The organism is Streptomyces sp. NPDC008163 (assembly GCF_042956885.1).
Classification (GTDB): domain Bacteria; phylum Actinomycetota; class Actinomycetes; order Streptomycetales; family Streptomycetaceae; genus Streptomyces; species Streptomyces drozdowiczii_A.
In genome coordinates this window covers 172,515-185,661 of sequence record NZ_JBIBHG010000014.1, presented here as the reverse complement: position 1 = coordinate 185,661, position 13,147 = coordinate 172,515, and the positions used below count along the sequence as shown (strand labels likewise).

Annotated in this window: 11 protein-coding genes; 9 read left to right on the top strand and 2 right to left on the bottom strand. The window is 72.2% G+C overall.

Going from position 1 to position 13,147, the window contains the following annotated elements:
* The first annotated feature begins 90 nt into the window (after positions 1–90).
* The 3 genes from ACFZAT_RS28275 (at position 91) to ACFZAT_RS28265 (ending at position 3,313) form a co-directional block, all read left to right on the top strand.
* Positions 91–1,422 (top strand): MFS transporter, encoded by a 1,332-nt coding sequence (locus ACFZAT_RS28275; RefSeq protein WP_391268363.1) that lies wholly within the window; start codon positions 91–93, stop codon positions 1,420–1,422.
* Positions 1,423–1,551: 129 nt separating this feature from the next.
* Positions 1,552–2,721: a uroporphyrinogen-III synthase gene (locus ACFZAT_RS28270; protein ID WP_391268407.1), complete on the top strand. Its 1,170-nt coding sequence runs from the start codon at positions 1,552–1,554 to the stop codon at positions 2,719–2,721.
* 22 nt (positions 2,722–2,743) lie between these two features.
* On the top strand, positions 2,744–3,313 hold the full coding sequence (locus tag ACFZAT_RS28265) for a GNAT family N-acetyltransferase (RefSeq protein WP_391268362.1): 570 nt from the start codon (positions 2,744–2,746) through the stop codon (positions 3,311–3,313).
* A gap of 202 nt (positions 3,314–3,515) precedes the next feature.
* Here the strand turns inward: ACFZAT_RS28265 and ACFZAT_RS28260 are convergent, their stop codons facing one another.
* Complete coding sequence (locus ACFZAT_RS28260) at positions 3,516–4,055, bottom strand: GNAT family N-acetyltransferase (protein ID WP_391268361.1); 540 nt, start codon at positions 4,053–4,055, stop codon at positions 3,516–3,518.
* Between the two features lie 105 nt (positions 4,056–4,160).
* On the opposite strand from ACFZAT_RS28260, the gene ACFZAT_RS28255 reads away from it, so the two are divergent.
* From ACFZAT_RS28255 to ACFZAT_RS28245, 3 genes are all read left to right on the top strand, one after another.
* Positions 4,161–6,539, top strand: a complete 2,379-nt coding sequence (locus tag ACFZAT_RS28255; RefSeq protein ID WP_391268360.1) for a UvrD-helicase domain-containing protein — start codon at positions 4,161–4,163, stop codon at positions 6,537–6,539.
* 415 nt (positions 6,540–6,954) lie between these two features.
* Positions 6,955–8,388: a malic enzyme-like NAD(P)-binding protein gene (locus ACFZAT_RS28250; RefSeq protein WP_391268359.1), complete on the top strand. Its 1,434-nt coding sequence runs from the start codon at positions 6,955–6,957 to the stop codon at positions 8,386–8,388.
* A 351-nt stretch (positions 8,389–8,739) separates the two neighbouring features.
* Positions 8,740–9,021: an HU family DNA-binding protein gene (locus tag ACFZAT_RS28245; protein WP_017237029.1), complete on the top strand. Its 282-nt coding sequence runs from the start codon at positions 8,740–8,742 to the stop codon at positions 9,019–9,021.
* Positions 9,022–9,114: 93 nt separating this feature from the next.
* Here the strand turns inward: ACFZAT_RS28245 and murA are convergent, their stop codons facing one another.
* Entirely contained in the window at positions 9,115–10,455 is a 1,341-nt protein-coding gene (gene murA / locus ACFZAT_RS28240) for a UDP-N-acetylglucosamine 1-carboxyvinyltransferase (RefSeq protein WP_018100785.1), read from the bottom strand.
* 275 nt (positions 10,456–10,730) lie between these two features.
* Between murA and ACFZAT_RS28235 the strand changes: the two genes are divergently transcribed.
* The 3 genes from ACFZAT_RS28235 to ACFZAT_RS28225 all read left to right on the top strand — a co-directional run bounded on the left by ACFZAT_RS28235 (position 10,731) and on the right by ACFZAT_RS28225 (position 13,147).
* Positions 10,731–11,291 (top strand): YqgE/AlgH family protein, encoded by a 561-nt coding sequence (locus ACFZAT_RS28235; RefSeq protein WP_018100784.1) that lies wholly within the window; start codon positions 10,731–10,733, stop codon positions 11,289–11,291.
* Positions 11,292–11,320: 29 nt separating this feature from the next.
* Entirely contained in the window at positions 11,321–11,608 is a 288-nt protein-coding gene (locus tag ACFZAT_RS28230) for a DUF3039 domain-containing protein (RefSeq protein ID WP_161211408.1), read from the top strand.
* Positions 11,609–11,842: 234 nt separating this feature from the next.
* Positions 11,843–13,147, top strand: coding sequence for an extracellular solute-binding protein (locus ACFZAT_RS28225; protein WP_391268358.1), 1,305 nt, complete (start codon positions 11,843–11,845; stop codon positions 13,145–13,147).

Here is a 13,147-nt window from a genome sequence, read left to right as displayed (position 1 = left end):
GGTTGCCCACAGGTCACCTCGCGGCACGGCACCGAAACGCGCGCTTCCTAGGTTCGGGGACAACACCCCGACCACCCGTGGAGGCGCGTGATGGCAGGCCGTTGGATCGAGCAATGGGACCCGGAGGACGAGACCTTCTGGCGGGAGACCGGCGAGCGCGTCGCCCGCCGCAACCTCTGGTTCTCCGTCCTCTCCGAGCACATCGGCTTCTCCGTCTGGACCCTGTGGTCCGTGATGGTGCTCTTCATGGGACCCGAATACGGTGTCGACCCGGCCGGGAAGTTCTTCCTGATCTCCACCGCCACCCTGGTCGGGGCCGTCGCCCGGGTGCCGTACACCTTCGCCGTGGCCCGGTTCGGTGGCCGGAACTGGACGGTGTTCAGCGCGCTCACCCTGCTCGTGCCGACGATCGCCGCCCTCCTCGTGATGGAGCCGGGCACCTCGTACGGCACCTTCCTCGCGGTGTCCGCGCTGACCGGCATCGGCGGCGGCAACTTCGCCTCGTCCATGACGAACATCAACGCCTTCTTCCCGCTGCGCAAGAAGGGCTGGGCGCTCGGGCTCAACGCGGGCGGCGGCAACATCGGCGTGCCCGTCGTGCAGCTCGCCGGGCTCCTGGTCATCGGGACGGCCGGGGCCACCCACCCCAGGATCGTGCTCGCCGCGTACATCCCGCTGATCCTGCTCGCGGCCGGGTGCGCGGCGCGCTGCATGGACAACCTGGCGCCCGTGCGCAACGACACCGGAGCCGCCCGGGAGGCGGTGCGCGACCGGCACACCTGGATCATGGCCGTCCTCTACGTCGGCACCTTCGGCTCCTTCATCGGCTACAGCTTCGCCTTCGGGCTCGTCCTCCAGACCCAGTTCGGACGGACCCCGCTCCAGGCGGCCTCGCTCACCTTCATCGGCCCGCTCCTCGGCTCGCTGATCCGGCCGGTCGGCGGCCGGCTCGCCGACCGGTACGGCGGGGCCCGCATCACCCTCGTCAACTTCGCCGCCATGGCCGCCGCGACCGGCGTGGTCGTATACGCCTCCCGGATCGCCTCGCTGACCGTGTTCCTCGTCGGCTTCACCGCCCTGTTCGCGCTGTCCGGGCTCGGCAACGGGTCGACGTACAAGATGATCCCGGGCATCTTCCACGCCCGGGCCATCGCCCAGGGGCTGCGCGGCGAGGAGGCGGCGGCCCGGGGGCGGCGGATCTCCGGCGCCGCGATGGGGCTGATCGGCGCGGTCGGCGCGCTCGGCGGGCTCGCCATCAACCTCGCCTTCCGGCAGTCCTTCCAGACCTCGGGCGCGGGCACGGCAGCCTTCTGGTCCTTCCTCGCCTTCTACGCGGTGTGCTCGGCGCTCACCTGGTCGGTATACCTCCGCCGCGCCGCGGCCGTACCGGCGAAGCCCCTGCTCGGCCATGCCGGGGTGTGATGATGGACCGGCGGTGCCGGGCGACGTAACGAGCGGGAAATACAGCTGAACCGGGCCTGTCACGCGGCGTTGGCAGGCTCGGTCCTCCGCACCATCGAGCAGCAGCGGGACGAGAGCCGGGTAGACCTCATGCACGACGGACAACACGACGACGGACAGCAGGGCGACGCGCGGCACGGGCCCCTCGCGGGCTTCACGGTCGGGGTCACCGCCGCCCGCCGGGCGGAGGAGCTGGGCACCCTGCTGCGGCGCCGGGGCGCCACCGTGGTGCACGCACCCGCCCTGCGGATCGTGCCGCTCGCCGACGACGGCGAACTGCTCGCCGCCACCCGGCACCTGGTCGCCGACCGGCCCGACGTGGTCGTCGCCACCACCGCGATCGGCTTCCGCGGCTGGATCGAGGCGGCCGACGGCTGGGGCATCGGCGACCGCCTCCTGGAGACCCTGCGCGGGGTCGAACTCCTGGCGCGCGGTCCCAAGGTGAAGGGCGCCGTCCGCGCCGCCGGGCTGACCGAGGCGTGGTCCCCGGCCTCCGAATCCATGGCCGAGGTCCTGGAACGGCTCCTGGAGGAGGGCGTACGGGGCCGCCGCGTCGCGCTCCAGCTGCACGGCGAACCCCTCCCCGGCTTCGTGGAGGCGCTGCGCGAGGCCGGCGCCGAGGTGGTCGGCGTGCCCGTCTACCGCTGGATGCCGCCGGAGGACATCGCGCCCCTGGACCGGCTCCTCGACCTCACCGCCGCCCGCGCCCTGGACGCGCTGACCTTCACCAGCGCCCCGGCGGCGGCCTCGCTGCTCGGCCGCGCCGAGGAACGCGGACTGCTCACCGAGGTCGTCACCGCGCTGCGCGGCGACATCGTGCCGGCCTGCGTCGGACCGGTCACCGCCGTGCCCTTGCAGGCGCGCGGGATCGACACCGTCCAGCCGGAGCGCTTCCGGCTCGGCCCGCTCGTCCAGCTGATCTGCCGCGAACTGCCCGCCCGCGCCCGTACGCTGCCCATCGCCGGGCACCGCGTCGAGATCCGGGGCCACGCCGTCCTGGTGGACGAGGAGCTGCGCGCGGTCCCGCCCGCCGGGATGGCCCTGCTGCACACCCTGGCCCGGCGCCCCGGCTGGGTGGTCTCGCGCGCCGACCTGCTGCGCGCCCTGCCCGGCAGCGGCACCGACGAGCACGCGGTCGAGACCGCCATGGCCCGGCTCCGCACCGCCCTCGGGGCGCCCCGGCTGATCCAGACGGTCGTCAAGCGCGGGTACCGGCTGGCGCTGGACCCCGCTGCGGACGCCAAGTACGCGGAGACCTGACCGGCCCTATAACGTGCCGGGCATGATCGATGATGCCCATCCGCTCCAGGCGGGGATACGGCTGCGCCCCGTCCGGCTGTCCGACGCCGCCTCCCGCGCCGACGCGCTCATCCGCAGCCGGGCGTACATGCGCCCCTGGGAGCCCGTGCGCCCCGAGTCCTTCTACACCGAGGAGGGCCAGCGCGAGCGGCTGGCCGGGCTGCTCGCGGAGCGGGAAGCGGGGCGCGTGATGCCCTGGGTGCTGAGCGACGCCGAGGACCGGGTGGTCGGCGGGTTCAACCTCAACGCCATCGTGCTCGGCTCCTTCCACAGCGCTGTCCTCGGCTACTGGGTGGACGTGGAGCTCGCGGGCCGCGGGCTGGCCACGGCCGCCGTGCGCAGGATCTGCGAGCTGGCGCGGGACGAGCTGCGACTGCACCGGATCGAGGCGGGCACGGTCCTGCACAACACCGCGTCCCAGCGGGTCCTCGCCAAGTGCGGATTCGAGGAGTTCGCGGTCGCCCCGCGCTACATGCACATCGACGGCGAATGGCGCGACCACCGCCTCTTCCAGCGCATCCTGCACGACGGCCCGGCGACCGGGATCGTCTGAGGGGTGTTGGGGGGGGGCCCGCGCCCCGCGGGGGGGCCCACCCCCCCCAGGCCCCCCGCGGGGGGGGGGGCCGCCCGCCCGCCCCCCGCGGGGGGGGGGGCCCCCCCCCCCCGGCCCCCCCACCCCCCCCCCCGGCCCCGGCGCCGGGTATTGTCGGCGGGGTGTGCAACCCGCCCCCCACCCGGCCCTCCCCCAACACCCCTCAGAGCCCGCGCGTGTGCAGGTGCCCCTCGCGCGGCCACGGCGGGGCCGGGGGCAGCACCCCGGTGAGCGGGTACCCGGCCTTCTCCGCGACCCGGCACGAGGCCGCGTTGTCCACCTGATGCAGCAGTTCGAGGCGTACGAGTCCGGCCCCGGCGAACGCCTCGGACGCCCAGGCGGACAGCGCTTCGAGGGCGCGCGGGGCGATGCCCCGGCCCCGGGCGGGCGCGACCGTCCAGTAGCCCACCTCCGCCGAGGACGCGCCGGTCTCCGGGAACGACAGGGCGACATTGCCCACCGGGCCCGCACCGAGCTCGGTGTCCACGACCGCGAAGCTGTGTCGCAGTCCGGTCGCCCGGCCCTCCTCCTGGGCCCGCAGCCAGTGCGCGGCCGCCTCCTCGTCCGCCACCGGCGCCCGCGATCCGGCCTGGACGGCGGGGTCGCGGTAGGCGTCGAGGAGCACTCCCAGATCGCCCGGCCGCCAGGGGCGCAGCACCAGGGAACCGGACGACAGGCGGGCGTCGCGCGCGTGGGCGTTCACCCGCTCATCGTACGAGGGGGGTTCGAACGGCCCCCGGCAGGTGCGCGAGTGGTCCCCGTCGCATAAGGTTGACGGCTGCCCAATGCACGTCAGAAGGGGGCCTCGGTGGCCGCGCAGGATGCCGCTGTCGATTCGTTGCGGGACCGGGAAATCGGTGTCGAGCAGGAACATCTCGACCGGGTGTACCACCGTCTTGAGGAGAAGATCCACGAGGCGGAATTTCTCATGGACGACGCCGTCAAGCGCGGCCAGGTGGGGACACCGGGGGCGCTCGCCGAGCGCGACGCCCAGGTGTTCCGCGCCGGAATCCATCTCAACCGGCTGAACAGCGAGTTCGAGGACTTCCTCTTCGGGAGGATCGACCTCCTGCTCGGCAAGGACGGCGAACGCGGCCCGGACGGCGCGTACACCTCCGTCGAGCCCGCCGACGACGTCGTGCGCGAGGACGACACCGCCGACATCGCCGAGACGCTGCACATCGGCCGGATCGGGGTCCTCGACTCCGACTACGCGCCGCTCGTCATCGACTGGCGGGCCCCGGCCGCGGCCCCGTTCTACCGCTCCACGCCCAAGGAGCCGGGCCGGGTGGTCCGCCGCCGCGTCATCCGCTCCAAGGGCCGCCGGGTCCTCGGCGTCGAGGACGACCTGATGCGCCCCGAGCTGACCGCGTACCTGGACGGCGAGAAGCTGCCGGTCGTCGGCGACGGCGCCCTGATGGCCGCGCTCGGACAGGCCCGCAGCCACACCATGCGGGACATCGTCTCGTCCATCCAGGCGGAGCAGGACCTCGTCATCCGGGCCCCCGCCGCCTCCGTCACCGAGGTCTCCGGCGGCCCCGGCACCGGCAAGACCGCGGTCGCCCTGCACCGCGCCGCGTACCTGCTCTACCAGGACCGGCGGCGGTACGCGGGCGGCATCCTCGTCGTCTCGCCGACGCCGCTGCTCGTGGCGTACACCGAGGGCGTGCTGCCCTCGCTCGGCGAGGAGGGCCAGGTCGCCATCCGCGCGGTCGGCTCGCTCTCCGACGACGCGGCGGGACCCGAGGGTGCCACCGCCTACGACGAGCCGGCCGTCGCCCGGATCAAGGGCTCCTCGCGGATGCTCCCGGTCCTCCGCAAGGCGGCGCGCGGCGCGCTGGAACAGCCCGCGCCCCGGACCGCCCCCGCCGGGGGGCAGCTGGAGTTCGGGGAGGCCGAGGAGGCACCGCAGCCCGCCGGCACGCCGACCCGGCTGCGCGTGGTCGCCTTCGGTGCCCGGGTCGAGCTCCAGGAGGACGAGCTGCGGCGCATCCGCAACAACGTCCTGGGCGGGACCGCCCCGGTCAACCTGCTGCGCCCGCGCGCCCGCCGGCTGCTGCTCGACGCGCTGTGGAACCGCTCCTCCGGCCGGGGGCGCTACACCGACCCGGAGCTGGCGGCGGAGCTGCGTACGTCCTTCGACGAGGACGTGTCCACGGAGACCCCGTTCATCGAGTTCCTGAACGCCTGGTGGCCCGAACTGACCCCGCGCGGCGTGCTCGCCGCGATGGCCGACGAGAAGCGGCTCGCCCGGTGGGCCCGGCGCACGCTCAACCAGGGCGAGGTGCGCCGGCTCGCGCGCTCCCTCAAGCGCCTGGACGCCGCCGGACAGGGACCGCTCTCCGTGCACGACGTGGCGATCCTGGACGAGCTGCACACGCTCCTCGGCACCCCGAGCCGCCCCAAGCGCAAGCGCGAGGCGGATCCGCTGGACCAGCTCACCGGCCTGGAGGAGCTGATGCCCCGCCGCGAGGAGACCCAGTGGGAGCGCGCCGAACGGCTCGCCGCCGAGCGCACCGAGTACGCCCACGTCATCGTGGACGAGGCGCAGGACCTCACGCCCATGCAGTGGCGGATGGTCGGCCGGCGCGGCCGGCACGCCACCTGGACGATCGTCGGGGACCCGGCGCAGTCCTCCTGGTCCGACCCGGACGAGGCGGCGGCCGCCCGTGACGAGGCGCTGGGCAGCCGCCCGCGCCGGAACTTCACGCTGACCGTCAACTACCGCAACCCGGCCGAGATCGCCGAGCTGGCCGCGAAGGTGCTGGCCCTCGCCATGCCCGGCATGGAGTCCCCGGCCGCCGTCCGCTCCACGGGCGTGGTCCCGCGCTTCGAGACCGTACGCGGCGACGACCTGGCCGGGACGGTGCGCGAGGAGGCGCGGCGGCTGCTCGCCGAGGTGGACGGCACGGTCGGCGTCGTCGTGGCGATGAACCGGCGCGCCCAGGCCCGCGAGTGGCTGGCGGAGCTGGGCGACCGGGTGGTGGCGCTCGGCAGCCTGGAGGCCAAGGGGCTGGAGTACGACGCGACGGTGGTCGTCTCGCCGGCCGAGATCGCGGACGAGTCCCCGGCCGGGCTGCGCGTGCTGTACGTGGCGCTCACCCGGGCGACCCAGCAGCTGACCGTGGTGTCGGGGGAGCGGGACCTGCCGGACGAGGACGGGGTGCCGGACCTGCTCAGGGACTGAGAAGGGGCCGGGAGAGGGGCGCGCGGAGGCCGATTCCGGTCAACCCGCGCCGCGGGAATCGCTTTTCCAGGTGATTTGTTAGCCTGGGGGTGACACCGGCTCGATCCAAGCCCCCGGGCCCAACCTTAGTCGCTTCGAGCGACCACTTGCCGCGAGGCGAGCATGGCGGGCCGGTGTCGTCAACTGAAGAAGAGGCCCGCGTCACCTTCCGGTGGCGCGGGCCTCTTCGCGTTCCCGGCGAGGGGTTCCGTTGCGCCACACTCTCTCGTATGGTGGAAAACAGTTTCCGCGCTGCGACAGTCATTAACGGCTACTCGTCGGTAGGTGCGAATATCGGAAGGCGTGTCCGCTGCCGGGCCTGCTCGGACTTCGGACGCGCATAGCAATGAAGCTAAGGAAAGCGAAGGACTCGGCCATGGCAACGGCGCCCAGCGTCTCGTACTCGATGACGGTCAGGCTGGAGGTGCCCGCGAGCGGCACCGCGGTCTCCCAGCTCACCACGGCCGTGGAGTCCTCCGGCGGTTCCGTCACCGGCCTCGACGTGACCGCTTCCGGCCACGAGAAGCTGCGGATCGACGTCACGATCGCCGCCTCCTCCACCGCGCACGCCGACGAGATCGTCGAGGGGCTGCGCGAAATCGAGGGCGTCGTGCTCGGCAAGGTCTCCGACCGTACGTTCCTCATGCACCTCGGCGGCAAGATCGAGATGGCGTCCAAGCACCCCATCCGCAACCGTGACGACCTCTCGATGATCTACACCCCCGGCGTGGCCCGGGTCTGCATGGCGATCGCCGAGAATCCCGAGGACGCCCGCCGCCTCACCATCAAGCGCAACTCCGTCGCAGTCGTGACGGACGGCTCCGCGGTGCTCGGCCTCGGCAACATCGGCCCGAAGGCCGCGCTGCCCGTCATGGAGGGCAAGGCGGCCCTCTTCAAGCGCTTCGCCGGCATCGACGCGTGGCCGATCTGCCTGGACACCCAGGACACCGACGCCATCGTCGAGATCGTCAAGGCCATCGCGCCCGGCTTCGCCGGGATCAACCTGGAGGACATCTCCGCGCCGCGCTGCTTCGAGATCGAGGCCCGGCTGCGCGAGGCCCTGGACATCCCCGTCTTCCACGACGACCAGCACGGCACCGCGATCGTCGTCCTGGCCTCGCTGACCAACGCGCTGCGCGTGGTGGGCAAGGCCATCGGGGACGTGCGGGTCGTCATGTCCGGCGCCGGAGCGGCCGGTACGGCCATCCTGAAGCTCCTCATCGCCGCGGGCGTCAAGCACGCCGTCGTCGCCGACATCCACGGCGTCGTGCACTCCGGCCGCGAGGACCTGCGCTCCGCCGACCCGGACTCGCCGCTCTGCTGGATCGCCGACAACACCAACCCGGAGGGCATCACCGGCACCCTCAAGGAGGCCGTGGTCGGCGCCGACGTCTTCATCGGCGTCTCCGCCCCCAACGTGCTCGACGGGGACGACGTGGCGGCCATGGCGGACGGCGCCATCGTGTTCGCGCTCGCGAATCCGGACCCCGAGGTGGACCCGTCGATCGCCCGCCGCACCGCCGCCGTGGTGGCCACCGGCCGCTCGGACTTCCCGAACCAGATCAACAACGTCCTGGTCTTCCCCGGCGTCTTCCGCGGCCTGCTCGACGCCCAGTCGCGCACCGTCAACACGGACATGATGCTCGCCGCCGCGCGCGCCCTCGCCGACGTGGTCGCCGAGGACGAGGTGAACGCGAACTACATCATCCCGTCGGTCTTCAACGACAAGGTCGCCGGAGCGGTCGCCGGGGCCGTCCGGGACGCCGCCCGGGCCGCCGGAGCCACTGTGACGGCGCCCACGTCCGTCTGACTACGGCGCGTCGCGGGTCGCGGCGCCCCAAACGCCCCTTTAGGGTGGGCGGGCGACGCGTCCCGCAGAGCTCCGCAATGCTGCGGAAGGCTCTGGGGAGTCGACGGGACGTCACCACGACGAGGCAGTGGTGCTGTTCGCGCGGCTCCCGGAGGGTGCCGGATTGGCTTTCCCGCCGCAGGTGGGGGCAGGATGCTTCCTCAAGGACTACGTCCAGGGGAGACCCCACAGGGCGCGAGGTCTACCGGACCCTCTCAAGGGCGGACCCGGGTACGGGGACTGTCCGAGGGCCCTGGCAGCATCGGCTTCGATCTCACGCCTCACAGGCAAGAAGAACACGGGAGTAACAACATGAACCGCAGTGAGCTGGTGGCCGCCCTGGCCGACCGTGCCGAGGTGACCCGCAAGGACGCCGACGCCGTGCTGGCCGCTCTCGCCGAGACCGTCGGTGAGGTCGTCGCCAAGGGCGACGAGAAGGTCACCATCCCCGGTTTCCTGACCTTCGAGCGCACCCACCGTGCCGCTCGCACCGCTCGTAACCCGCAGACCGGCGACCCGATCAACATCCCGGCCGGCTACAGCGTGAAGGTCTCCGCGGGCTCCAAGCTCAAGGAAGCCGCCAAGGGCAAGTAAGACCCCTGGGCACGACGGAGGGCGGCCACCCCACCCGGGGTGGCCGCCCTCCTGCATTCGGCCCTTCGGCGGCCGCTCAGGCCGCTCGGGCGGTCAGACCAGCGAGCCGCCCGGCAGCTCCACCTTCGCGCCCAGCTTCTCCAGCTTGTCCATGAAGTTCTCGTAGCCCCGGTTGATCAGGTCGATGCCGTGCACCCGGGAGGTGCCCTGGGCCGCGAGGGCGGCGATCAGGTACGAGAAGCCGCCGCGCAGGTCCGGGATGACCAGGTCCGCGCCCTGGAGCTTCGTGGGGCCCGACACGACCGCGGAGTGCAGGAAGTTGCGCTGGCCGAAGCGGCAGTCCGAGCCGCCCAGGCACTCGCGGTAGAGCTGGATGTGCGCGCCCATCTGGTTCAGCGCGGAGGTGAAGCCGAGCCGGGACTCGTACACCGTCTCGTGGACGATGGAGAGGCCCGCGGCCTGCGTCAGCGCGACGACCAGCGGCTGCTGCCAGTCCGTCTGGAAGCCGGGGTGCACGTCCGTCTCCAGCGCGATGGCGTTCAGCGCGCCGCCCGGGTGCCAGAAGCGGATGCCCTCGTCGTCGATCTCGAAGGCGCCGCCCACCTTGCGGTAGGTGTTCAGGAACGTCATCATCGAGCGCTGCTGGGCGCCCCGGACGTAGATGTTGCCCTCGGTCGCCAGTGCGGCGGACGCCCAGGAGGCGGCCTCCAGGCGGTCCGGGAGGGCGCGGTGGGTGTAGCCGTCGAGGCGGTCCACACCGGTGATCCGGATGGTCCGGTCGGTGTCCATCGAGATGATCGCGCCCATTTTCTGCAGGACGCAGATCAGGTCCTCGATCTCCGGCTCCACGGCCGCGTTGGACAGCTCCGTGACGCCCTCGGCGAGCACCGCGGTCAGCAACACCTGCTCGGTGGAGCCCACCGAGGGGTACGGCAGCCGGATCTTGGTGCCGCGCAGCCGCTGCGGGGCCTCCAGGTACTGCCCGTCCGCCCGCTTCTCGATCGTCGCGCCGAACTGGCGCAGCACGTCGAAGTGGAAGTCGATCGGCCGGCCGCCGATGTCGCAGCCGCCGAGCCCCGGGATGAACGCGTGGCCCAGTCGGTGCAGCAGCGGCCCGCAGAACAGGATCGGGATGCGCGAGGAGCCCGCGTGGGCGTCGATGTCGGCGACGTTGGCGCTCTCGACGTGCGTGGGGTCCAGCACCAGCTCGCCCGGCTCCTCACCGGGGCGGACCGTCACGCCGTGCAACTGGAGCAGCCCGCGCACCACGCGTACGTCGCGGATGTCGGGCACGTTGCGCAGCCGGCTGGGCCCGCTGCCGAGCAGCGCGGCGACCATCGCCTTGGGCACCAGGTTCTTGGCGCCTCGGACGCGGATCTCGCCCTCCAGCGGGGTTCCGCCGTGGACAAGCAGGACATCGTCTGTGCCGGTCATGAATCTCGCGTTCCGGAGTGGTCGGGCAGGGGGCCAAACGAAAGAGTAATGGGCCCGCACCCCCGTTCCGTAGGGGAACGGGTGGTGTACGAACGTCATGAATCCGCCACAACACGCTCTGCTGCGCGAGACTTGCGGAGGGTCACCGTCCGGATCGCCGGTGCGGTCATGCGCTCCTCGTGCACCCGTGCGCCCTGAGCTGCGCTCGGGCACCGAGCGCGACGACCGTGTCACTTGGCCCCCGCCACGGCCCGGGATGCGGGATCATTTCTGCCATGACCGAGGTGTCCTCGCTCACAGGGCGGCTGCTCGTGGCCGCGCCCGCCCTGGCGGACCCGAACTTCGACCGCGCGGTCGTGCTGCTCCTCGACCACGACGAGGAGGGCTCCCTCGGCGTGGTCCTCAACCGGCCCACCCCGGTGGGCGTCGTGGACATCCTGGCGGCCTGGGCCGGGCTGACCGGTGAGCCGGAGGTCGTCTTCCAGGGCGGACCGGTCTCGCTGGACTCCGCCCTCGGGGTCGCGGTGATCCCGGGCGGCGAGGGCCCCCTCGGCTGGCGCCGGGTGTACGGGGCGATCGGCCTGGTGGACCTGGAGGCGCCGCCCGAGCTGCTGGCGGCGGCCGTGGGCTCGCTGCGGATCTTCGCGGGGTACGCGGGCTGGGGGCCCGGACAGCTGGAGCGCGAGCTGTCCGAGGGTGCCTGGTACGTGGTGGAATCGGAGCCCGGTGACGTGTCCTCGCCGCGCCCGGAGGGCCTGTGGCGTGCGGTCCTGCGCCGGCAGCGCAGCGAACTGGCCATGATCGCCACGTATCCGGACGACCCTTCGCTGAACTGATGTCCCGTTCTTCAGTACGCTTGGCGGTTATGAGCACTCTTGAGCCCGAGCGCGGGGCAGGTACCGGAACCCTCGTGGAGCCGACGCCGCAGGTGTCGAACGGCGACGGCGACCACGAGCGCTACGCCCATTACGTCCAGAAGGACAAGATCATGGCGAGCGCCCTGGAGGGCACCCCCGTGGTCGCACTGTGCGGCAAGGTCTGGGTACCGGGGCGCGACCCCAAGAAGTACCCGGTCTGCCCGATGTGCAAGGAGATCTACGAGTCCATGGGCGCCGGCGGCGACAAGGGCAAGGGCGACAAGGACAAGAAGTAGCGGCCACCGGTACGGCCCGCAGCTGAAGGTCCGGGAGACCCCCGGGGCGCGCGTTCGCGCGCCCCGGGGGTCTTTCGCGTGCCGTTGCACGGGCTGCTCCGTCAGGTCACAGAGTGGTGCAGACGTGGTTCAGACCACTTGTCGCCGCCCCGGACCCCGCCTACTCTCCTGCCTGTTGTGCAGAACGAAACGTGCGTTGCGCATTCTGCAACGCTTACCGGTAGGGGTTCCCGGATGAAGTTCTCTGCCCGAATCGCCGCCCCGGCCGCGGCGCTCGTCCTGGCGGGCCTCACCGCCACCGCCTGCGCGCCGCAGACCTCCGACACCGGAGCCAAGGGCGACGAGAAGACCGGCACGCTGCGGGTCTGGCTGTTCCAGGAGGTCGGCAACAAGCCGAAGGAGAAGGTGGTCGACACCGCCGTCGCCGCCTTCAAGAAGGCCCACGAGGGCGCCGAGGTCGAGATCGAGTACATCCCGGTCGAGACCCGCGCCCAGCGCGTCAAGGCCGCCTTCAACGACCCGAAGAGCGCCCCCGACCTCATCGAGTACGGCAACACCGACACCGCCGGATACGTGAAGGACGGCGGACTCGCCGACATCACCTCCGAGTTCGGCGCCTGGGCCGACGCCAAGGACACCGACCCGGCCGCCAAGCAGTCCGTCACGGTCGACGGGAAGGTCTACGGGGCCCCGCTCTTCGTCGGCGTACGCGCGCTCTACTACCGCACCGACGTCTTCGCGGACCTGGGCATCGAACCGCCCAAGTCCCAGGCCGAACTGATCTCCACCGCGAAGAAGATCCACCGGAAGAAGCCGGACCTGTACGGGCTCGCGGTCGGCGGCGCCTACACCTACGGCGCGATGCCCTTCATCTGGGCCAACGGCGGCGAACTTGCCGACCGGGACGGCTCCTCGTACACGTCGGCCATCAACAGCGCGAAGGCCCGCAAGGGCATCGAGGCGTACACCTCGCTGTTCGGCGCCTCCAACTGCCCGCCCGCCAAGTGCGCGGCCATGGGCGGCAACGCGACCGTCACCGCCTTCGCCTCCGGCAAGGCCGCCATGGCCATCGGCGGCGACTTCAGCCACACGGCCGTCGAGGCCGGAAGCGTCAAGGGCAAGTACGCCGTGGTCCCGCTGCCCGGCGTGGCCGAGGGGTCCATAGCCCCCGCCTTCGCGGGCGGCAACAACATCGGCGTGCTGAAGAGCAGCGGCCACCGCACCCTGGCCGTCGACCTGATGAAGGAGCTGACCGGCAAAGCGTCCCAGGCCCGCATGTTCGACGCGATGGGCTTCCTGCCGACCTACACCGACGTCCGCGCCGCCGCCGCGAAGCGCGAGCCGTTCGTCGAGCCCTTCGTCAAGACGCTCGGCGCCGGCGCCAAGTTCGTGCCCGCCTCCCCGGCCTGGGGGCAGATCGACTCCTCGCTGATCCTGCCCACCATGTTCCAGGAGGTCGTCAGCGGCCGTAAGGACGTGGCGAAGGCGGCCGACGACGCCGCGAAGAAGATGGACGCGGCGTTCGCCGAAGCGGGCTGA

What these genes read in the sequence shown, in the direction of transcription:
- ACFZAT_RS28270 (WP_391268407.1), top strand. Translation starts at nt 1,552, where the DNA reads ATGCACGACGGACAACACGACGACGGACAGCAGGGCGACGCGCGGCAC.
- ACFZAT_RS28250 (WP_391268359.1), top strand. Translation starts at nt 6,955, where the DNA reads ATGGCAACGGCGCCCAGCGTCTCGTACTCGATGACGGTCAGGCTGGAG.
- ACFZAT_RS28225 (WP_391268358.1), top strand. Translation starts at nt 11,843, where the DNA reads ATGAAGTTCTCTGCCCGAATCGCCGCCCCGGCCGCGGCGCTCGTCCTG.
- ACFZAT_RS28275 (WP_391268363.1), top strand. Translation starts at nt 91, where the DNA reads ATGGCAGGCCGTTGGATCGAGCAATGGGACCCGGAGGACGAGACCTTC.
- ACFZAT_RS28265 (WP_391268362.1), top strand. Translation starts at nt 2,744, where the DNA reads ATGATCGATGATGCCCATCCGCTCCAGGCGGGGATACGGCTGCGCCCC.
- murA (WP_018100785.1), bottom strand. Translation starts at nt 10,455, where the DNA reads ATGACCGGCACAGACGATGTCCTGCTTGTCCACGGCGGAACCCCGCTG.
- ACFZAT_RS28230 (WP_161211408.1), top strand. Translation starts at nt 11,321, where the DNA reads ATGAGCACTCTTGAGCCCGAGCGCGGGGCAGGTACCGGAACCCTCGTG.
- ACFZAT_RS28245 (WP_017237029.1), top strand. Translation starts at nt 8,740, where the DNA reads ATGAACCGCAGTGAGCTGGTGGCCGCCCTGGCCGACCGTGCCGAGGTG.
- ACFZAT_RS28235 (WP_018100784.1), top strand. Translation starts at nt 10,731, where the DNA reads ATGACCGAGGTGTCCTCGCTCACAGGGCGGCTGCTCGTGGCCGCGCCC.